Below are 21,424 nucleotides of genomic sequence, written 5' to 3'. Positions count from 1 at the left end.
AAAATAATTTATTTGATGATTTTTTTTATGACGCGTATATAAACTAATTCACCAATTAATTCAACAACTGTTTGTGTCAAAATTACTACCGTAACGATAGCAGACCATTCTTTAGGTAACGAAAGAGCTAAAGGTAATACAACTAAAGCATTTCTTGTACTAGAACTGAATGCTAAAGTTCTTTTTAAATCAACAGGTAGTGCAAAAAGTTTTCCTGTAAATGACCCAATGAATGGAGCGATAACCATAAAGCAAATATAAATAGGAATAACTGTAATAACATTATCCAAATCATGAGTTAACGTAGAAATATGAGAGGCAATAACCACCATTAAAACAAGTGCCATAAAAGGAACAGGAAGCCATTCAGTTAAATTCAAACACTTTTTCATTTGGATAGATTTTTGACTCGCTAGTTGTAAAATCAGGACTAAAATAAATGGAATTAAAATTAATAAAACAAACGTTTCAATAAATGGTCCTAATTTTATATATTGAGAGAAGTCTTGTCTTAAAAATAATACAAAATAAACAGGCAACAAGACAAACTGTACAATAAACAATATTGGAGTAGAGATTAGCATGTACTGAGCGTCACCTTTACCTAGTTTAGTGAAGACGATGACATAATCAATGCATGGTGTCAGTAAAACAAGATAAACACCAATTAAAATGGGTATAGATGTCACATTGAAAAGAGACACAAGTATAAAAACAAAAATAGGTATTAAAATAAAATTCGAAACAAGTAGCGCTAAAACATATTTAAAATCTAATAGTTTATCTTTAAGGTTTAAAAACGGTATTTGAGCAAACATGCTAAATAATAATATAGCTAAAAAAAGTGAAATAAAAGGCTCAAACAGTTTTTTTAAATCACCAAACGATAAACCTAAAACAGCACCACAAATCAAGAAAATAATATAAATATAAATCTGTTTAACCTCTAAAAATGATTTAATATGCTGCATAAAAATCTCCTTCAAAATATCATTTCAATTATATATAAGTTTACCAAAAATAATGAGAATGTATTATGGTATATTAAAAATGAATAGAATTTGTTAAATCACTTTAAAAAGTCGGTGGTAGATATGAAAAGTATATATATGTTAGATAGTTTAGATACGAATGTAGAAGTTGAAAAATTAAAAATAGAATATGAATTAAAAGATGAACCAGCACATATTATTTGGACTAGTAAGTATGTAATGGAAAATGTGTTACAAAAAAATATCCCAGCTTATACTAATGAAAAAGGTGTTTTTATAAGTATAGACTTAGATAGCTGGAAAGAATTTTTAACAGAAGCAATCCAAGACGATATGAGTGTTGATACAAAAACATTTTTCGATCATTATTTGAAGAAGGAAATTTTATGTATATTAGGGCATGAAATAACACATCACTGTGATTTTTTCTTGTCTGATTTTGATGATGAAGATGTTTCTTCAGATGATTTATGGTTTGAAGAAGGACTAGTTATGTTCTTACCGAGATTTTATTTTTATACAGAAGAAGAATTTAGCAAAATATATAATCTTGAATTAGAATTATTCAATTATTATAAAGAACGTTATGATGAAAAATATTTAGAGGCTTTCACATATGATTTGTATGAAAATGAAGATACAAATTCAATTATGTTTCATTATTGGAAAAGTTTTTTAGCAATCACTGATTTAGTATTTAATCATTACAACAAAAATATACATCTATTAATTGAAGATTATCATAGTTGGGATAAAGGAGGACGTAATCAAAGGTTGAGTGAATATTTGTATAAAATCAAAAATTGAGATACTTTAAACTCGCTATGAAAACGTGTTCTTTCGGTTTTTGAAACAAAATAAATGACATTTGTTTACATTAGGTCTAATATAAACTGATGTAAAAACGAAAAAATCAAGGGAGTAATGAAAAATGGAAAGTTTTATATTTAGCGTTTTAGGAATTATAGTATTAATAGCTTTTTGTGCAGCGTTAGGTACAACTGTGGTTAAAGCGATTAAAGATACTAGGTTTAGAGTTCCGTTGCTAAGTACCATTGTATTATTCTTTTTAACTTTAGGTTGTATTGTTGGCGTTGTATCTACTGAGCCAAACCAAGATCGTGATTCAACTTTTAATATGGATGGTAATGTGGCACAAGCTCAAGCTGATCACTTCAATCAAGAGAAAATGAATCATTCTATTGAGATTGATTATGATAAGTTCAATAATGAAACTTATGATCATGATCAATTATTAAAAGTAACGAATGCAAAGGTTAAGAAAATTAGCGAGAATGAAGTAGGGAATAAGGTTGTGGAAGTAGTAAAAGAAAGTGGTAATAGTACAGAATCTTATTTTATTATTGATTACGACCATAAATTGCTAGAAGAAGGTAAAACTTATACGTTTTATGGTAAAGAAGATTTGAAATTTGACGAGAATAGCCAAGTGCATGGTCTAAATGTTTGGAAAGTAGAATAATATAAAATCCAATTTATAAAAAAAGCATCTCATCATTTACTTTGATGAGATGCTTTTTTTATTTCATTAGGGGAAAATACCGCTTCTTTATTCAAATTATCGCCAATCAATATTAAGTAATCATCGATATTAATGTTATATTGTTCTATCCTTAGGTTATCATTTGAAGCTTGGATTAAATATTTATTTGGATCGTTTTTAAATGTAATAAAGCCTTTAATTCTATAGATGTTATTAGGTAAATCTTTTAACCATGTTTTAAAACCTTCCATCGTAATTGGTTCTGTTAATGGATAATATTTATGGAAAACATGACCATGATGATGTGCGTCGTGTTGTGTAACCTTTAAATCTCGATTAGATTTTGTAAAATGACTAAAATGGATATTTCCAAATGTCGTAGAAAAGATATCCGCTTCTGTATAGTCTTCTTGTATAGATTTCATTGTGTTTATAGCGTCATCTGTATCCATCATGTCGATTTTGTTTAATACAATATCGTGACAATATTTAAGTTGTATATCTATCAGTTGTTGTGTTTGTTCAGTATAAGAAGAAAGGTGTTGATAAGCCGGTAAATCCACAATGCCAATAATTGTTCTTATTGTTGAAAATGGCGCAAGTACCGGTGTTAAGCATGCATCTAATACTTCAAGTGGATGGGCGATGCCGCTACATTCTATAAATACGACATCTGGTTGGTATTCTAAATAAACTTGGTGTAATTGTGTTGCAACATCTTCTTTCATAACACAACATATGCATCCATTTATCATTTCACTTATTGGAACGTCATTATGAATGAGCTCAGTATCAATGCTACGTTTTCCGAACTCATTCATAATGACTGCTGATTTTTTATTTTCTTGTTGAACATCATTGATTAAACTATTCAACATCGTCGTTTTGCCGCTTCCTAAAAATCCGGTTATAATTACAATTTCCATTTAAAAGCCACCTTTATTTTGGGTCTTTATCCATATAAACTTTACTACCTGTTGTATTCTTTTGTCCTTGATATTTACCATTGTAAGCATGATTGGCAGGAGAACGTGTTTGAGCGAGAACTAATTGACATATACGCTGATTAACATTTATTTCTAATGCAAAATCGTTCGCGTTGAATAACTCTAATGTAATTTGTCCAGCAAATCCTGGATCAACCCATCCTGCGTTTTGTATGAATAAACCAGCTCTTCCTATAGAACTTCTTCCTCCTACAAATCCTGTTATATCATTCGGTAACTCAATATACTCAACAGTAGTTGCTAAGACAAAGGATTTAGCAGGTATGGTGAATTTCTCTGCGTGAATCTCGTTGTACTCTATAGCTGTTGATAAAGGCTGCACACCACTTTTAGGTGTTTTAGGTAAAAGGAAATGATTGCCTAATGTTAAATCGATAGAAGCGGGTTCAATAAACGCTTCATGAAAAGGTGTAATTTTTAATTTTTCTTCGTTGATATATTGCTTTATATCTTGATCCGATAATATCAAGGTTTAATCCCCCTATAATAAATTTAAAATTAATACTGTAATGAAGAAACAAATCGTTGCAGTTACCATCTGTTTGCCAACGATTTTAATGCCTTCTAGCCAACCTAAACTTTTAATTATCATCGTAATTGTTACTGAACAAGCAGAAAAAGTCGAACTAAATAATATAAGTAAGAAAGCACTTTTTAACGAAATAGATTGTAGTATAGCTCCATGATTCATATTAAATAAAAGCATGCCGTCTTTTCTGATCATTGAAAAAAGAATGCCTGTTGACATTTCTTTAGGTACGTTAATTGGTTGTAATATGATATTGAATATATTTGAGACATAAACAAGTATAGGTGTCATAGATAATAAACTTGCTAGGATGCATATTACGAAGAATATAGGTAAAGCTTGAACGAGAAAAGATTTAATTGTATCCATAGATTGAAGCCATATAGCTTTTATAGAAGGCTTTCTTACTTTATCTAATACAAAATAATGTGTAGGTAATATAGACTTTGGAGACCATAGTTTTATATGTATGATTCCACCTATAAAGACAATTAAAATATAAGGCATAAAGAGCCAGGGTGCGTTCATCACACTAAAAAGTGATAAAGTTGCACCAATTTGATAACTGCATGATGAACCGAAACTTATTAAACTAATGCAATTGCTTTTACTACAAGCACTACAATCATGGTTGGCTCTTAATACTGCAGCTGAGTTACAACCGAACCCTTCAATCACTGGTACAATATCGTAACCGGTTAAACCAACTTTAGTCATAATTGGATCGATTGACCATACGATATAAGATTTTAAATGACTTTCACTCACAATGTTTGTAGAAGTACTAATGAATATGACAACTGGTAACGCCCAGACGACAGAATAAATGCCAAGGGATAGTAGCCCATAATCACCGAACAATATATCATTTAAAAATTCTGATTGAAAGTGTAGACTGTTAGATGTAAAACTAAGAAAACTTTCCATCCAGTTGTTTTGAACAAAGCTTGAAAGATAAAAAGATATATAAATAGGTAACATAAACATTAAAATAATAAGTAATAATGATGATGTCATATCTTTCAATGTAGGAACTCGACGCAACTTTTCTTTTCTAAGTAATTCTAGTTCTGAAATGATATCTTTAGTTTCAGAACGATTTTCTATGATGTTTTTATGTGATTCATCTAATGTTAAATTTAATTTTTTCTTAATAATAAAGTTTTTGAAAGACATTTTTTGTTCAGTTGTCAGTTTATTTAAATGCTTTACAACAATATAATGTTTTTCATTAGGTATATTAGAAAATGGCCCATCTTTTAAATTGTATTCCACTCTTAACATGAGCAATCAACTTCGCAGCAAGAATAATCATCTAAATACATTTGATTATTCTTATAAAATTCAATTGCATCTTCATTTGCTTCTATGCCTTCTCTTTCACAAACAAGGTTAGCTAATACTGCAAAGCGTGTTCTAAATTTATAAATGTAGCAAAGAATGACATCTTGATGTTTAACTGTATCTCCAATTAGGAATATATTTTGATTAATTGTTGATTCATCATCGTCAGTTAATTCATAACTATTCCCGTTATTTTCAAATAGAATATTTGTTAACGGATTATTTTGAACAGGGTTAAAGCCAGTAGCTAAAATTGGTTCATTTGCAACAGTTATACTTCGTGTTTGATTTTCAAACCTTATTGTATATTGATTATTTATGAAATCAATTTCCTCTATAGAATAGTTTGAGTGTAGTTTAATAGGATAACCTTGTTCTACTAACTCAACATAACGCTGATGCGTGTATGGCGAAAGTCTAACGCTTGGGTCAGGATCTTGTTGGTCGTAGCTTGTAGAATTTGTGTATATATCGACTTTCTTACCTAAAAGGGCTAAGTGTATTGCAGCATCGAAGCCACTTTCATTTCCTCCTATTATAGTAGCAGTTTCTCCTTCAACATTTGAAAAATTCTTTATCTCACAGTAATGAACACCATGTTTAAATGGTTTATGTGGAAATGAGAAATTACCTGTTCCTATAAAAATATAATCTGCTTTAAAACCTATCTTTTCTGTACTTATAGTATATGAATCATTTTGTTCATCAGTTGAAATATCGATGACTTCTGTATGTTCCTTTATATTTAACTCATATATTTGAGTAAGTGCATTTAAATATTGAGCGTATTCAAATCCTGAAATATGTTCCTTTTTAAATGTGAATGCTGGAGAGCTATGTGGTGTAATAGCATTGATGTCTGGTGTACCAAATCCATTTGTGGTAAAAGATGGCGTAATAAATCGAGTAGTATCTGGCCAATTAATGAATAATTCACCAACTTTACCTTTATCTAAAATCATGACATCTTGCAAACCAAGTTCTTTTAGAGCAATAGCCATACCGATTCCAGAAGGGCCGGCACCAATTATTATTGCTTTAAATGTATCTTTCATATTATACACTTCCTAAATCGTAATAACTACGTTTTGTATAATAGTAAAGTATCATCTTTGAAGTAGGTAAGCAAGTTTAAAATTATTGAAATTGAAAGAAATGAAATTTTCTACTTGCAAAAGTTGGAATTATGTTTTATAGTTAAAGCGTAGTCATTACGATTTACCTCCGAGAGATTACGTGGCTACTTCATTTACTTTATTTAATATACGATTTCAAGCCAACTTCTTTGTTGGCTTATTTATTTCATTATTCACATTATGTTCAATAATAATTTAAAAGGAGTTATATACATGGCAAAAAAATCTAAAATAGCAAAAGAACAAAAACGTATTCAAATGGTAGAGAAATATAGAGAAAAAAGAGAAGAATTAAAAGCAAATAAAGACTACGAAGGTTTAAAAAAACTTCCTAGAGACGCATCACCTACGCGTATTACACGTAGATGTCAAGTTACTGGTAGACCTAGAGGTGTATACAGAAAATTTGGTATGTCTAGAATTGCTTTAAGAGAATATGCGCACAAAGGTCAAATTCCTGGCGTGAAAAAATCAAGTTGGTAAGCAACTGTGTGATTTGGGCATAAGCAATTAGAAAGTAGGGGGAAACAAATTGAATAAAATACCTGTAACTGTACTAAGTGGATATTTAGGTTCAGGAAAAACGACGTTATTAAACAACATCTTAAAAAATAGAGAAGGTTTAAAAATAGCGGTCATCGTAAACGATATGAGTGAAATCAATATAGATAAAGATTTAGTCATAGAAGGTGGGGGTATTTCTAGAACTGATGAAAAACTCGTCGAACTTTCTAATGGCTGTATTTGTTGTACATTAAGAGAAGATTTATTAGTAGAAGTACAAAAAATAGCAGAACGTGGAGATGTAGACCAAATTGTAATTGAATCAACAGGTATTTCAGAACCCGTACCAGTTGCTCAAACATTCTCATATATTGACGATGAACTAGGTATCGATTTAACAAGCATTTGTCGATTAGATACTATGGTAACAGTAGTCGATGCGCACCGCTTCATTAACGATATGCGCTCTGAAGATTTATTAACTGATAGAGATCAAGGTGTTAGTGAAGAAGACGAAAGATCAATTTCTGATTTATTAATAGATCAAATTGAATTTTGTGACGTGTTGATTCTAAATAAAACAGACTTAGTGGACAAAAAAGATTTAGATCAACTAGAGAATGTATTAAGAAAATTACAACCAACCGCTAAATTTATAAAAACAAACTTTGCTGATGTACCAATTAAAGAGGTTGTTAACACAGGCTTATTTAATTTTGAAAAGGCGAGTAATTCTGCCGGTTGGATTAAAGAATTGACTGAAGGCGGTCATGCTAGTCATACACCAGAAACTGAAGAATACGGTATTTCATCATTTGCATACAGAAGACGTTTACCTTTCCATGCTGATAGATTTAATAAATGGATGGAAAATATGCAAGGGAATATCATCAGAGCAAAAGGTATTGTATGGTTAGCACAATATAATCACGTAGCTTGTCTATTTTCACAAGCAGGTTCATTCGTTAACATCCATCCAATAACATATTGGGTTGATGCAATGAGTGAAGCACAAAAAAATGAAATACTAAGTGAAAGACCTGAAGTAAAAGCAAATTGGGATCCAGAATATGGAGATAGAGAAACACAATTTGTTATTATCGGCAGTGATTTAGACGTTGATGAAATTACAAAATCATTAGATGAATGTCTCATTAATGCAGATGAAATAGATCAAGACTGGTCACAATTAAAAGATCCATATAGTTGGGTATTACAATAAAACTTATGAAATAGGAAAGAATCCGAGACAAAAGCACGCTCGGGTTCTTTTTTTATGGAATAATTTATTTCTCATACTCTTTTTTTGTACATAATGGTAATATTGGTGGAAATAGATTCATAATGTATAAAAATATCTTCGAAAGAAGTAGTGAAACGTGAAACATATGAAGAAACGAATTTGTCTATTAAAAATTCAAAGTTTATTGAAATAAACAAGTTACTAGATAATTTAAGTTGACCAAATAGAACTAAAGAACTTATTTTATGTTATTTATTAAATAAGGGGTGATCATTTGAAGATTAGGTTAAGTTCATATAAAGAAAGTTGGAAAAGTCTTTATCAAAATGAGTGTAAAAATTTAGAGGGAATTTTAGGAGATTTAATTATTCAGTTTGAGCATTTTGGAAGTACTTCTATTGAAGGGATGAAAGCTAAACCAGTTATCGATATGATGGTTATAGTACGTGATATTCAAAAGGTCGATCAGTTTAACTCATTATTTATAAACTTAGGTTACGAAGTAGCGGGAGAATGGGGTATTAGTGGCAGAAGACTATTAAGAAAAGGCGGAGAAAACAGAACCCATCATATACATATATATGAACAAGGAAATAAAGAAATAGAAAGACATATCATTTTTAGAGATTATTTGAGAGTAAATGAAAAGGTTGCCCAAGAATATAGCCACTACAAAGAAATGTTAGCAAGTAAATACCATGACACACGAGAATACAGTAAAGCTAAAAAAGATTACGTGAGAAATATTGAAAAAGAAGCTTTGATGTGGTTTGACAATCTGAAATAGGAGGCGATTTATATTGAAAATTCGTAAATTAAATAAAACTGATGCCATTGAATTTAGGGAGCTTAGATTATTAGCTTTGCAAACTGATGCCCAAGCTTTTGCTTCTTTGTATGAAGATGAGGTTGAATATCCTTTTAGTAGATTTGAACAACGTTTAGAAAGTACTGATTCTAAATTTACATATGGTGGATTTAGAAATGATGAACTTGTATGTGTTGCAACATTTTATAGAGAAGGTGTTAAAAAGCTACAACATAAAGGGAACATAGTCGCTATGTATTGTAAAGAAAAGGATAGGGGGAGTGGTGTTTCTGAAAGCGTAGTGAAAGAACTTATAAAAGAAGCATCTAGTATAGAAAGATTAAAAGTGATTGATTTAACAGTTTTATCTATGAATGATAGAGCGATTCAATTTTATAAAAAATTAGGTTTTGAAAGATTTGCAACTGAACCGATGGCTATTTATGATGGAAAGCAATATTATGATGAAGATATGATGCGATTTTATTTATAGAAGGTTCGATAAAACAAAATTATCGAACCGTAAAAACCTAAAAACGACAAAAAAGAATCGCTGGTATCTACAGGCGATTCTTTTTCATTATTCTATTCCTAATATACAGTCCATATCTAAGTACATGACTTGTTTATTTTCTTGATTAATAACTTGTAGCATATTAATTTCGGAGTTGAATTTATGTATTTCACATTTCACTTGTTTAATATAGCCATTGTGCCAATATTTAATTTCGCAATTTGGATTATAGAAAATTTTCTCCGCTAATACATGGTTTAAATCAGCTAGCGCGGATTCATCAAGTGTAGGTTTTTCTATCTTTGTTTGATCTTTAATATATTGTGAGATTTCTTCGAATTGCTGTGGCATTGTCGCAAATGGCGCCCATTTAATCATTCCTCTTCCTTGAGGAATTCTCGGATTTAAATATTCTCTTGGAATATTTCTGTAATCTGTCTCATTTTGAAATTCTTCAGGCATATCTGGATTAATTATTTTTACCACATTATCATCTCCAAAAACATTATACTTTTATTATACGAACATATGTTCTGTTTTGTAAAGTGAAATCTTCTTTTAATAAAAGTTGAGTAAATATATAGGAATTAGTTTATATAGATATGTAATTATGTTAAGATAATCCCAATCGTTTAGTCATAAAGCATAGAAATATTAGGAGGATTAGGATGGATTACTATTTAAGAGATTTAAAAGAATCGGATTTAGATGATATTCACGCGTATACTTCACTACCTGAAGTGGCGAAATATCAAACTTGGGATCCGTTAACATATGAAGAGACTGAAGAATTTGTACAAACGTTATTAAATAGAGATGAAGATTGGATGTACAATGTAATAGTAGATGCGGATACGGATAATGTTATAGGTGCTATCCAATTAATAAGTGATAAGAAGAATAATAGTGGAGAAATTGAATTCACTATCCATCCAGAATATTGGAGCAATGGTATTGCAACAGATGTAGCTAGAACTATTGTGAAGTATGGTTTCAAAGTGTTGAAACTGAATAGAATATGGGCTTCAACAGACATAAATAATACCGCTTCAGAAATCGTACTTCAAAAATTAAAAATGAGACATGAAGCGATATTGAGACAAAATATTAAACTTAAAGATGGTTATAGAGATACACTAGTATATAGTATCTTGAAAGATGAATACTAGAACGTAACAAGAAATGGTTCTTTTTCATTCAGACTTAAAGAGATTCTTTCTTTGAAATTTTTCCACGTAACCATTTCCATTGCTTCATCATATGTAAAGAAGCCTACTTCTAAACTTTCGTCACTCGTACATAACTCGCCACCTATGTAGTGTGCTAAAAATAATGTGTTGACAATACCGTCAGTAGTGTTTTGGAAAATACCACAGAATCTGGTGATTTCAATGTGAGCGCCAGATTCTTCTTTTACTTCGCGTATAGCTGCTTCATGCAAAGGTTCACCGATTTCGACTTGACCACCAGGCATCTCCCAACCACGTTTAGGTCCTTTAATTAGTAATATTTCCTGTTCGTCGTTTAATACAATACATGCAGCTGAAACGATATGTTTAGGTATCATGCTAATCCTCCTAAAAATTAAAAAGCCAAAAACCTTTCTAATGTAATTTGTTTCCTTTAAAATAATATTATATATATCATTTTATATAGTAGCAATTGTAATGAGAATCATAATAATTAACAATTTCGAAAAAGACCGTTAGAAAATAAAGGAGCTCTATTATGACTATTCAAATAGAAGAATTAGAAATAAAGTTTAATTATGAAGGGCATGAGCATGCTATATATCCAACGCTCATCGTATTAGAAGAGGCTTTAACACTTGTTGATACTGGGTATCCCGGTTTCTTACCGAAGATAGAAGAAGCTGTTCAAAACTTAGGTTATGATATGAATAATTTACAAAATATCATTATTACTCATTATGATGACGATCATATAGGGGCTCTTAAAGCCTTTAAGGATAAATACCAACATGTAAAAGTAATAAGTAGTTTCATAGAAGCAAAGTATATAAACGGTAGTGAAAAATCTGAAAGACTTACTCAAGCGGAAGAATTATTAAAAAGCATGCCTGAATACGATAAAGAGAAAGGTACACAGTTCATAGAACTACTAGAATCTTTAGATCATGTGGAAGTTGATATAGAAGTTACAGATGGTGCAATCATACTAGAAGAAGAGGTCGAGATTGTGCAAACCCCTGGTCATACAAGTGGACACATTTCTTTATACATACAGTCAGAAGATAGCGTGATAACAGGTGATGCCGCAGTAAAAGAAGGTGAGGAGCTTATAGTAGCAAATCCGGACTATAGCATGAATTTAAAAGAAGCAAAACATTCATTAAAAAAAGTTGTTGATTTAAATGCTTCAAAATATTTTTGTTACCATGGTGGTTTGTTAGTAAAAGAGAAAGAGTAAATAAGTTTAGTGAATTAATTTTAAATTTCAAATTTTAGGGAATGATTATAAAAAGGAAATAAAGTTTGTTTTATTATTTTTATTTAGATAATCCGTGCTATTATAAGATAAATAAAAGATACGATAAGGAGAGAAAAAATGAACAGTTTAATTTTTACGTTTGTATGGATTTTAATATCTATAGCATTTGTCACGATGTTGGTGACGACTATTGTAAAAATTGCGAACAAAAGTAAGTTTGTTGGAGTGTTAATAAGCACTGTAACACTATTTTTCGTAGGGTTAATTTGTTTTGTTTCGATTTTTTTAACGCTGCCGAAAAGTAGTAGTTATTCTGTAGACCAGTTATTTGGCGAGCAACAAACGAAAGATAAAAAGACTGAGACTAAAAAGCTCGAAGACACGCCTGAAAAAGGTCTGAAGGGTTTGGAATTAGGAGATAAAATTAGAGTGAACGGACTTGAAATTACTGTTGTTAAGGCAGAGTTTGTTCAACCTGAAGATCAATATTACTACCCTGAGAATGGTAAAGTATTAAAAGTATATTATAAATTTAAAAATGTAGATAAAAAGCAAATTCTAGTGGATAATTCTGCTTTTGATCTCACGATTGATGGTGAAAGTCAAAATCAATTCTTTGGTATGAATGAAAATACACCTGGATTCCAACATCAGTTAAAAAAAGGTAACACAGAAAATAGTTATTTATATTATGATGTACCAGAAGCGGATAATTATAAAGTAGAAATGAACTTTAAGCCAGAAGATAAGACTTATAAAGCAGACTGGAATATTAAAAATTCAGAAGTAAAAGAAACTGAAAGTAATCAACCGCCAGCAACAGAAGAAGTACCAACTGAACAAATACCATCATCAGAAGAACAATATAATAATAATGCGGTCCAAAATAATGATCAACAGAAAAAATTAGAAGAACAAGAGAAGAAGAGACAAGAAGAGGCAGATAAAAAAGCACAAGAAGAAGAAAAACAAGCTGAAGCGGATAAAAAACGTGAAGAAGAACTAAAGCAAAAAGAAGAAGAGAAAGCTAAAGAAGAAGAGAAAAAGGCTCAAGAAGAGGCAGATAAAAAAGCTGAAGAGCAACAGCGTAAAGAAGAGGAACAAGCACAAGAAGACGCTGAGAAAAAGGCTGAAGAACAGCAACGTCAAGCAGAAGAAAAGGCCAAAGAAGAAGCTGATCGTAAAGCACAAGAAGAAGCAGATAAAAAAGCTCAAGAGGATGCCGAACAAAAAGCTAAAGACAACTCAAGTAACGAAGATAAAGCTGACTCAAAATCTAACGAAGATGAATAATAAAAAGAGAGTCTGGGACAATTATTTATGTCCCAGACTCATTTTTTATAGATGTACTTTGCCATCAGCAAATCGGTAATTAGATGTATCTCGTTGTGTTAGAAGGGCTAATAATGTAATAATGCCTATTTTACCAACAATCATGACGATAATAATTAGTGATTTCGAACATGTGTTGAGGTCAAAAGTAATACCAGTAGACAAACCGACTGTTCCAAATGCAGAAGTTACTTCAAATAATTGCTTATGATATGCAATGTCTGGTTGAAATAGGTTCATAGTTAAACTCACGATTATTACCAAAATAAAGCTGAGTAATGCAATAGATAAAGCTTTTGATATTTGATGAAATTGAATTGTTCTTTTAAAGATATAAGGATACTCATAACTCCTAACATTTTGCCAAAGAAATACTAATATTAAAATAAATGTAGTTACTTTAATACCGCCAGCACTACTTACTGGAGCTGCTCCGATAAACATTAAGAAAATCATAACTGCATATGTAGCTGGTAATAAATGATTTAATTCTATTGTATTAAAACCTGCAGTACGAGTTGAAACAGATTGGAAGTATGAAGTTAATAATTTATCTTTTATTGATAATTTAGATAGACCATGATGGTATTCAAGTAAAAATATAGACAATGTACCAAATAAAATTAGAAAAGCAGTAGCTGTTATCACGATTTTAGTATGTAGGTGCAGTTTGTTAAAACGTTTTTTAACGACAATATCATAAACAACTAATGGTCCTATACCACCTAAAATTATTAAAAAAGATACGACAAAATTAATATATAAATCTGATGAAAAAGACATCAAGTTATTAGAAAATAGTGATATGCCAGCGTTATTAAACGCAGATATAGATGTAAAAAGTGATATGAAAAGTCCTTTTTTTAATCCGAATAATGGTAGAAATTTGATTGATAATAGTAAGAAACCTGCACTTTCCACAATGATTGTATATATAAATAGGTTTCTAAGGATTTTTATAACTCCACCGAATTCATCGAAATTCCAAGTAATCATTAATAATTCTCTGTTTAAGAATGAAATTTTTTTATTAAATAAAATCAAAGAAAACAGAGCTACTGCGACGATACCTAATCCACCAATTTGAATAAGTAGTAAAATAACAATATACCCTAACGTATTGAATTGGCTAGGTATATCTACAGTAGATATACCAGTTACTGTAAAGGCACTTGTGGTTACAAAAAATGCATCAATAAAAGAAATAGTTTTCCTGCCTGTAATAGGTAGAAAGAGCAATAATGAACCAATAAGTGTAGTACTCAGAAATAAACTTAAATAAAAAATGATTAGTTTTATAAATATTTTCATCTTTTCATCTCATATCCTAAAATTTTACATTTAATAATGAGAGTATATATCTTTAGTGATACATAAACAAGTAAATTTAAATAATTGATATAATAAAAATTAATTATTATGTATAATGGTGCTATTGGGAATGAAAGAAGGGTATATAAATGAAGACAGTATATTTTAACCATGACGGTGGCGTGGATGACTTAATTTCGCTATTTTTATTATTACAAATGGAAGATGTAGATTTAATAGGCGTTAGTGCAATCGGAGCGGATTGTTATGTTGAGCCTGCTACGAGCGCTTCTTGCAAAATTATCAATCGTTTTTCAAATCAAAAATTAAATGTTGCACCTTCAAATGAAAGAGGGAAAAATCCATTTCCTAAAGATTGGAGAATGCATGCATTTTATGTAGATGCTATGCCTATTTTAAATGAAGAAATGAATATTCATTCAACAGTTTCAGAAAAAGAAGCATACGAAGATATTATTGAAAAATTAATGAATAGCAAAGAAAAAGTAACAATGTTATTTACAGGTCCTCTTACTGATTTAGCTAAAAGTTTAAAAGTTGAACCTAAAATAGAAGAACGTATAGAAAGATTAGTTTGGATGGGCGGTACGCTTTTAGACAAAGGTAACGTTGAAGAACCAGAACATGATGGAACAGCTGAATGGAATGCTTTTTGGGATCCTGAAGCGGTTAAAGTTGTATTTGATACAGATATTAAAATAGATATGGTAGCATTAGAAAGTACAAATCAAGTACCTCTTACACCAGATGTTCGTAAAAGGTGGGCGAATGAAAGAAACTATGAAGGTGTAGATTTCTTAGGGATATGTTATGCGCTTGTTCCACCACTTACACATTTCGTTACAAATTCAACGTACTTTTTATGGGATGTGTTAACAACTGCTTATGTTGGTAAACCAGAACTTGTACAAAAAGAACAACAAAAACTAGGTGTACTTACTCATGGACCAAGCCAAGGTAGAACATACAAGAGTGAAGAAGGAAGAAACGTTAATATTATTAATGATGTAAATAGAGATGCATTCTTTGATTATATGACTGACTTAGCAAAGAAAATATAAGTTTATTCTAGAACAAATAATATATGCGTTAAAGTTGTGAGAATTTATATAGGAAAAGCCACTCTGTTGAGGATTCAACAGAGTGGCTTTTTAATTAAATGATAGAATTATAGCGATTTTGCGTCGAAGCTGTATGTTTGTTAGTATGTATATTATGCAAATATTGCGATAATTACAAGGTGTAAAAAACCTGTAATGAATGGGCCGTAAGTTTTAAAATCATTTTTTAAAATTATCCCAATAAACCCATCAAAGATATGTGTTAAAGCAACAGCGAGCGCAACACCAGTTAAAAAAGCAGCGCTACCAGTAAATAAGGCGATAATAGATAATAAAAATAAAACTAAACTTCGTGATAAAGCATAAAGTGCGTTTGTTTGAGATTTTTGATTTTGTTTTCTATCAGCGACTGCATTTAATGAAAATCCTAAACTCACAATGGCACTGATTATTGTAACAATTACTAAAAAGTAAAACCCTGACATGTATTCCCTCCTAAAAAATATCTTTATTTCAATATAGAGCTAAATATAGAAAAAGTAAATTTATTAGTACTTCTATAATTATTGGTATGAAAATATTTTAAGAAATATTTTAAATTGAATTTCAAAAATTTTGATTAAAAAATTTTAATAGGTTATATGTTTATATAGAGATAAATGGGGAGTGTATTTAAAAATGAAGTTTAAGAAAGACAACGTCAATGTTGTAGATGCGAGTAAAACGAAGAAAACCGTATTTGCAACAGGTATTGGTAACGCTATTGAGTGGTTTGACTTTGGTCTTTACGCTCAACTAGCGGTTATCATTAGTTCGAATTTCTTCGGGAACATGCCAAAAGAAATACAGTTGGCATCAACCTTTGCAGTTTTTGCTTTTGCTTTTATAGTAAGACCGATTGGAGGAATATTCTTCAGTCACATAGGGGATAAACATGGTCGTAAAGTTGTTCTGTCATCAACCATTATTTTAATGGCATGTTCTACTTTAGTGTTAGGGTTACTTCCAACGCAACATCAAATCGGGATTTGGGCACCAATCTTATTGCTTATTGTTAGAATGGTTCAATCATTCTCAACTGGTGGAGAATACGCTGGTGCGATGACATACATAGCGGAGACATCTCCTGATAAGACAAGAGGAAAATTAGGAAGTGGCCTTGAAATAGGAACATTATCAGGGAATATTTTAGCTGCGGCATTAGTTGGTATTATGTATGCATTACTAAGTGATGAACAAATGGCAGCATGGGGTTGGAGAATTCCATTCATTATTGCGGCACCATTAGGTATTGTAGGGGTTTATTTAAGAAACAATCTAGATGAAAGCCCAGCATACGAATCAACTTTAGAAGAACAAGAAGAACTCGAATATTCTTATAAGGATATCTTCAAAAAATATTGGAGAGATATCATTGTATGTTTCACTGGTGTAGCATTTTTAAACGTTGCAAACTACATGGTATTGTCGTACATACCATCATTCCTAAATGGAACGATTGATTTAGGTGGTACGATGAGTAGTGTATTAAGTACAGTAACAATGGCTGCAATGATACCAGCAGTATTCTTCTTTGGATGGTACAGTGATAAAGTAGGTAATAAAAACACAATATTATTTGGTTTAATAGGTTTCAGTTTATTCTCAGTTGTAGCATTCTGGTTTATGAGTATACCTTCTATACCAATGATTATTATCGGTCTATTTATTATTGCTTTATTCATGTCAACATTTGAAGGAGTTATGCCTTCAGTCTTACCAAGTATATTCCATACGAAAGTAAGATTAAGAACGTTATCGCTCGTTTATAATATAGGTGCAGCGGTATTTGGTGGTTTAACACCATTTATTTTAACAACTTTAGTAGAAACAACTGGTCAAAAAATTGCACCGTCATATTATTTAACTGTTATTAACGTTATAGGACTACTTGTATTTGTGTTTATGTTTAAAACAACATCAAATAAATCGCTTCGTGGATCTTATCCGAACGTTGATAATAAAAAGGATTTACATGAAGTTTTTGAAAATCCGAAAGATGCATTATGGTGGCATGCTGAAGAAAGTGAAAAAAATTAATGATGTCACGTTAAAATAATATATTAAATAAAAATCAGGAGGCGTTCTTTTAAATTGAAGAGCGCCTCCTGATTTATTTGACTTTAAATTAATCTAGGCAATTATATTAAACTGCTTCTACGTTTAATTTAACGTCGATATTACCTCTTGTCGCTTTAGAATAAGGACAGAAGTCATGAGCATCTTTTAAATATTTTTCCGCATCTTCTTGAGAAACATTTTTAACTTTTGCATCAATGTCTACCTCTAATTTAGGGCTTTCAGCTTCTGGATCATCTGCTAAACGAACTGTTAACGTAACTTCTGGTTCAGCGTCACGCACTTTGTTTTGTTTAAGGATTAAATCAAAAGCACCATTGAAGCAAGAAGCATAGCCTGCAGCGAATAACTGTTCAGGGTTAGTCGCATTGCCATCAGCTTGTTGTGGTGGTAATACGTCTACATCAATTGCTTTATCGTCTGTATAAACATGACCTTTACGTCCACCAGTGTTTGTTGCTTTAGTTTCATATTGAGTTGCCATAAAAAAAAGACCTCCTTATAGATTATATATATTGTTTACCCGCTTATTATAAATTAAACCATTTTAAAAATATTTAATTTATAAATATGAGATATTTTCTAAAAAAATAATGTAAAACGTCATTCTTTTATGGAATAATGAATATTAAACGTATAAGAAAGAGGGCTAACATGAGAGCGATTTTAATTGGTATTTTGGCAGCTTTATTTTTTGCAGTTACATTTGTATTTAATCATTTAATGGCTAATGAAGGTGGATCATGGTATTTCAGTTCATCTCTTCGCTTTATTTTCATGTTGCCTTTTTTATGGTTAATTGTAGTAATTAAAGGAAAAACAGGTCATGTCTTGAAGCATATCAGCATGTACAAATCATCTTGGTTTATATGGAGTTTCTTTGCATTCGTTTTATTTTATGCACCTTTAACGTTTGCAGCTGAATATAGCCCTGGTTGGGTAATATCAGGGACATGGCAAATTACGATTATATGTGGCATGTTATTAGCGCCACTCTTTATAGATAAAGTGAAAGTATCCGGTGAAACCATTTTAGTGAGAAATAAAATACCATGGAGGTCCCTTGCTATATCTAGCATTATGTTTGTAGGCATTATCATTATACAAATACCACAAGCTTCGGAAATTCATTTAAATATTTTCTTGCTTGGATTTCTACCTATAATAATTGCTGCATTTTGTTATCCGTTAGGAAATAGAAAAATGATGAGTGTAGTCAAACATGATATAGGTACAATTGAACGAGTATTTGGAATGACCTTAGTTACGATGCCCGTCTGGTTTATAATATTTGGCATAGGATATATTAAACATGGTCTACCATCTTCTAATCAAGTTACACAATCTTTTATAGTTGCGTTGTTTTCTGGAATTATTGCAACAGTACTGTTTTTCTATGCAACGAATCTTGTAAAAGATGACCAAGAGAAATTAGCAGGAGTCGAGGCAACGCAGTCTTTAGAAGTTGTCTTTGCTATTATAGGAGAGATGATATTACTTGGATTGCCTATCCCAGGGCCATTGAGTATGCTAGGAGTGGCACTTATTATTATCGGCATGGCGATATATAGCTTTATAGATAGTTTGCCATTAAAAAAACCTTCCAAAATTAATGTTTAAAGCTATATGGAAAGTGGTATGTAATTAATGAATGATAAATCATTCAAATTGATTTATAAAGGGTGATAAATGATGGCAGACGAAAGTAAATATGAAAAAGCAAAAGGTAATGTTAAAGAAACAGTAGGTGACGTTACGGATAATAAAGATTTAGAAAACGAAGGTAAAAAAGAAAAAACTTCAGGCAAAGCTAAAGAAGCTGTAGAGAACGTTAAAGATAAAGCAAATGAAGTAATTGATAAATTCAAGAAATAAAAAAAATAAGAAGCCGTTAGACAAGTTTATTGTCAAACGGCTTCTTATTTACTTTAAATCTGAATCTTTAATATTCCATTTCATTCTATAACTATTATCTTTTGATTTTAATTGTAAATGTACCTCATATTTATCTGCATCAGGCACGTCATAATATACATAACCTTCATCTGATTGTCCAGGTTTCAAGCTAAAGCTGAAACCAGCATCGGAATCACGCATACTATAGAATTTACTTACTCTCTGGCCATCTGCTGTAACGCCAAAGTTAGTGTCGCCTACAATCAAGCTAGAATTATTAATGTTTTCTAGTTTATAGTAAACTTTTAATATTTTATCTTTGCTTGGTTTACTATATTTAGAATCTGGTTCAACGAATTCTGCTTTTTCGACTGTGATTTTTGTACCCACAGCGTTAATTGATCCGCCAAGATTTGATGTTTTATTTGTCACCGAACTATCGTTGTCATTTTCTTCAGTTGTTGATTCCTCAGTAGTAGATTCTTCGCTTGTCTCTTCTTCAGTTGTTTCTTCTTCAGTTGTTTCTTCTTCTGTAGATTCTTCCTCAGTTGATTCCTCTTCGGTAGACTTTTCTTCAGTATCACTCGTAAAGTTATCAATTTGTTCTTTGATTGGCCCTGCTGCACATGCACCTAGAATAATCGCCAATATTATGAATATAACTAAGCATCCACCACAACCAAATAACCATGGTTTAAGATTTGAATCTCCCTGATCTCCAGAATGAGGTGGTTGATTCCCTTGAAAACCACTTTGGTTCGACTGATTAAACGGGTTCTCTTGTTGTGAATTTTGTTGTTGATTGCTTTGTTGGTCTGAGTTGTTTTGATTGAATGGATTTTCATTTGATTGGTTAGAATTATTCATAATATTTCCCCCTTCCACAAAACTATTTTTTAATAAAAAATAAATAGAAATTCATTTTTTCTAATTGCCTTATAATAGAGATTAAAAAATGAAAAACAATTGTATTCTTTATTAATTATTTTTAGTTTATAGTAATTTGGGGAATAAATCTACACTTATTATTAAATATACAGAATATTAATAGTCGGTTAATAATAAATATATATAATGGTTGATAAAAGTTGAATAGTGCTTACAATATCATTTAAAATAAAGTAAAGGAGTGGTAAACATGTATAGAGACATTTTATTCGGCATCGATACAGATATGAAAAATGAAAAAGTTCTGGAAGAAATAGCAAAACTTTCAGGTGAAGGTACAGTTGTTACAATGATTAATATGATAAGCGAGAAAGATATACAAGCCTCAGTCCGTACAGGTGTGCACTTTGAAGAAATGACAGAGAAACGTCAAAAAGGTATTCAACATGTATTTGACTTCTTTAATGAACGAAACATTAAATATAATCTAGAATTTATTAAAGGTAATCCAAAGGCTGGGTTACTTAAATTAGCAAATAGCGGAGATTATGAAATTGTAGTACTAAGTAATAGAAAAGCTGAAGATGCTGATAAATTAGTACTAGGAAGCGTAAGTCATAAAGTAGCTAAAAGAGCTAAGATTCCAGTTTTAATAGTAAAATAATAAACTTTATTATAAGCAGTAAAAGTTCTTAATAAAATAAGAATTTTTGCTGTTTTTTTATTATCGTATTATATTGAATTCAATAGAAAAAAAGCGCTAAC

Annotated in this window: 25 protein-coding genes; 14 read left to right on the top strand and 11 right to left on the bottom strand. The window is 30.9% G+C overall.

All coding sequences use genetic code 11. The features are described from left to right. Positions 1-8: 8 nt before the first annotated feature. Positions 9-971 carry an arsenic resistance protein gene (locus CD135_RS00830; protein WP_103268597.1) on the bottom strand — a complete coding sequence of 321 codons (963 nt, stop codon included), beginning with the start codon at positions 969-971 and terminating at the stop codon, positions 9-11. Positions 972-1,094: 123 nt separating this feature from the next. Between CD135_RS00830 and CD135_RS00825 the strand changes: the two genes are divergently transcribed. Both CD135_RS00825 and CD135_RS00820 read left to right on the top strand, forming a co-directional pair. Beyond that, positions 1,095-1,799: a hypothetical protein gene (locus tag CD135_RS00825; protein WP_103268596.1), complete on the top strand. Its 705-nt coding sequence runs from the start codon at positions 1,095-1,097 to the stop codon at positions 1,797-1,799. A 124-nt stretch (positions 1,800-1,923) separates the two neighbouring features. After that, positions 1,924-2,475 (top strand): hypothetical protein, encoded by a 552-nt coding sequence (locus CD135_RS00820; RefSeq protein WP_064211744.1) that lies wholly within the window; start codon positions 1,924-1,926, stop codon positions 2,473-2,475. A gap of 32 nt (positions 2,476-2,507) precedes the next feature. Here the strand turns inward: CD135_RS00820 and CD135_RS00815 are convergent, their stop codons facing one another. The 4 genes from CD135_RS00815 to CD135_RS00800 are packed head-to-tail and all read right to left on the bottom strand — an operon-like array spanning position 2,508 to position 6,431. After that, positions 2,508-3,422, bottom strand: coding sequence for a CobW family GTP-binding protein (locus tag CD135_RS00815; protein ID WP_103268595.1), 915 nt, complete (start codon positions 3,420-3,422; stop codon positions 2,508-2,510). Between the two features lie 13 nt (positions 3,423-3,435). Further along, positions 3,436-3,972, bottom strand: a complete 537-nt coding sequence (gene dcd / locus CD135_RS00810) for a dCTP deaminase (protein ID WP_103268594.1) — start codon at positions 3,970-3,972, stop codon at positions 3,436-3,438. A gap of 12 nt (positions 3,973-3,984) precedes the next feature. Further along, the gene (locus CD135_RS00805) at positions 3,985-5,316 is read right to left on the bottom strand and encodes a nucleoside recognition domain-containing protein (protein WP_103268593.1); all 1,332 of its coding nucleotides are present in this window, start codon (positions 5,314-5,316) and stop codon (positions 3,985-3,987) included. Continuing rightward, entirely contained in the window at positions 5,310-6,431 is a 1,122-nt protein-coding gene (locus tag CD135_RS00800; protein ID WP_103268592.1) for an NAD(P)/FAD-dependent oxidoreductase, read from the bottom strand. Before CD135_RS00800 ends, CD135_RS00805 begins: the two co-directional genes overlap by 7 nt. Before the next feature lie 294 nt (positions 6,432-6,725). Between CD135_RS00800 and rpsN the strand changes: the two genes are divergently transcribed. The 4 genes from rpsN (at position 6,726) to CD135_RS00780 (ending at position 9,560) form a co-directional block, all read left to right on the top strand. Continuing rightward, positions 6,726-6,995 (top strand): 30S ribosomal protein S14, encoded by a 270-nt coding sequence (gene rpsN / locus CD135_RS00795; protein WP_017000733.1) that lies wholly within the window; start codon positions 6,726-6,728, stop codon positions 6,993-6,995. A gap of 49 nt (positions 6,996-7,044) precedes the next feature. Next, the gene (locus CD135_RS00790) at positions 7,045-8,238 is read left to right on the top strand and encodes a GTP-binding protein (RefSeq protein ID WP_017000731.1); all 1,194 of its coding nucleotides are present in this window, start codon (positions 7,045-7,047) and stop codon (positions 8,236-8,238) included. A gap of 295 nt (positions 8,239-8,533) precedes the next feature. Then, positions 8,534-9,046 carry a GrpB family protein gene (locus CD135_RS00785; protein ID WP_017000729.1) on the top strand — a complete coding sequence of 171 codons (513 nt, stop codon included), beginning with the start codon at positions 8,534-8,536 and terminating at the stop codon, positions 9,044-9,046. A 13-nt stretch (positions 9,047-9,059) separates the two neighbouring features. Further along, positions 9,060-9,560, top strand: coding sequence for a GNAT family N-acetyltransferase (locus CD135_RS00780; RefSeq protein WP_070044930.1), 501 nt, complete (start codon positions 9,060-9,062; stop codon positions 9,558-9,560). An 87-nt stretch (positions 9,561-9,647) separates the two neighbouring features. On the opposite strand, the gene CD135_RS00775 is transcribed toward CD135_RS00780, so the two are convergent. Next, positions 9,648-10,067, bottom strand: coding sequence for a YolD-like family protein (locus CD135_RS00775; protein ID WP_017000726.1), 420 nt, complete (start codon positions 10,065-10,067; stop codon positions 9,648-9,650). Positions 10,068-10,249: 182 nt separating this feature from the next. Here CD135_RS00775 and CD135_RS00770 point away from each other — a divergent pair, with 182 nt between their 5' ends. Further along, positions 10,250-10,750, top strand: a complete 501-nt coding sequence (locus tag CD135_RS00770; RefSeq protein ID WP_070044931.1) for a GNAT family N-acetyltransferase — start codon at positions 10,250-10,252, stop codon at positions 10,748-10,750. Here the strand turns inward: CD135_RS00770 and CD135_RS00765 are convergent. Beyond that, positions 10,747-11,148, bottom strand: a complete 402-nt coding sequence (locus CD135_RS00765) for an NUDIX hydrolase (RefSeq protein ID WP_017000722.1) — start codon at positions 11,146-11,148, stop codon at positions 10,747-10,749. The two genes, CD135_RS00770 and CD135_RS00765, sit on opposite strands and share 4 nt — an antisense overlap. Before the next feature lie 167 nt (positions 11,149-11,315). Here CD135_RS00765 and CD135_RS00760 point away from each other — a divergent pair, with 167 nt between their 5' ends. Next, entirely contained in the window at positions 11,316-12,011 is a 696-nt protein-coding gene (locus tag CD135_RS00760) for an MBL fold metallo-hydrolase (RefSeq protein ID WP_064211751.1), read from the top strand. Between the two features lie 138 nt (positions 12,012-12,149). After that, positions 12,150-13,325, top strand: a complete 1,176-nt coding sequence (locus tag CD135_RS00755; protein ID WP_103268591.1) for a hypothetical protein — start codon at positions 12,150-12,152, stop codon at positions 13,323-13,325. A gap of 45 nt (positions 13,326-13,370) precedes the next feature. On the opposite strand, the gene CD135_RS00750 is transcribed toward CD135_RS00755, so the two are convergent. Beyond that, complete coding sequence (locus tag CD135_RS00750) at positions 13,371-14,675, bottom strand: TrkH family potassium uptake protein (protein ID WP_103268590.1); 1,305 nt, start codon at positions 14,673-14,675, stop codon at positions 13,371-13,373. A gap of 149 nt (positions 14,676-14,824) precedes the next feature. Here CD135_RS00750 and CD135_RS00745 point away from each other — a divergent pair, with 149 nt between their 5' ends. Then, a complete protein-coding gene (locus tag CD135_RS00745) occupies positions 14,825-15,757 on the top strand; it encodes a nucleoside hydrolase (RefSeq protein WP_103268589.1) in 933 nt (310 codons plus the stop codon). A 152-nt stretch (positions 15,758-15,909) separates the two neighbouring features. On the opposite strand, the gene CD135_RS00740 is transcribed toward CD135_RS00745, so the two are convergent. Continuing rightward, on the bottom strand, positions 15,910-16,242 hold the full coding sequence (locus CD135_RS00740) for a hypothetical protein (protein WP_070044935.1): 333 nt from the start codon (positions 16,240-16,242) through the stop codon (positions 15,910-15,912). Between the two features lie 193 nt (positions 16,243-16,435). Between CD135_RS00740 and CD135_RS00735 the strand changes: the two genes are divergently transcribed. Continuing rightward, a complete protein-coding gene (locus tag CD135_RS00735) occupies positions 16,436-17,836 on the top strand; it encodes an MFS transporter (RefSeq protein ID WP_103268588.1) in 1,401 nt (466 codons plus the stop codon). Between the two features lie 106 nt (positions 17,837-17,942). On the opposite strand, the gene CD135_RS00730 is transcribed toward CD135_RS00735, so the two are convergent. Then, entirely contained in the window at positions 17,943-18,359 is a 417-nt protein-coding gene (locus tag CD135_RS00730) for an organic hydroperoxide resistance protein (RefSeq protein ID WP_017001064.1), read from the bottom strand. Between the two features lie 170 nt (positions 18,360-18,529). On the opposite strand from CD135_RS00730, the gene CD135_RS00725 reads away from it, so the two are divergent. Continuing rightward, entirely contained in the window at positions 18,530-19,495 is a 966-nt protein-coding gene (locus CD135_RS00725) for a DMT family transporter (RefSeq protein ID WP_103268587.1), read from the top strand. Between the two features lie 72 nt (positions 19,496-19,567). After that, positions 19,568-19,750, top strand: coding sequence for a CsbD family protein (locus CD135_RS00720; protein ID WP_017001066.1), 183 nt, complete (start codon positions 19,568-19,570; stop codon positions 19,748-19,750). Positions 19,751-19,798: 48 nt separating this feature from the next. On the opposite strand, the gene CD135_RS00715 is transcribed toward CD135_RS00720, so the two are convergent. Beyond that, positions 19,799-20,638 (bottom strand): DUF4352 domain-containing protein, encoded by an 840-nt coding sequence (locus CD135_RS00715; protein WP_103268586.1) that lies wholly within the window; start codon positions 20,636-20,638, stop codon positions 19,799-19,801. Positions 20,639-20,909: 271 nt separating this feature from the next. Between CD135_RS00715 and CD135_RS00710 the strand changes: the two genes are divergently transcribed. Next, positions 20,910-21,323, top strand: a complete 414-nt coding sequence (locus tag CD135_RS00710) for a universal stress protein (RefSeq protein ID WP_017001068.1) — start codon at positions 20,910-20,912, stop codon at positions 21,321-21,323. Positions 21,324-21,424: the final 101 nt, after the last annotated feature.

Source organism: Mammaliicoccus lentus, assembly GCF_002902755.1.
Taxonomy (GTDB): domain Bacteria; phylum Bacillota; class Bacilli; order Staphylococcales; family Staphylococcaceae; genus Mammaliicoccus; species Mammaliicoccus lentus.
This window is presented reverse-complemented; position numbering and strand designations above follow the sequence as displayed.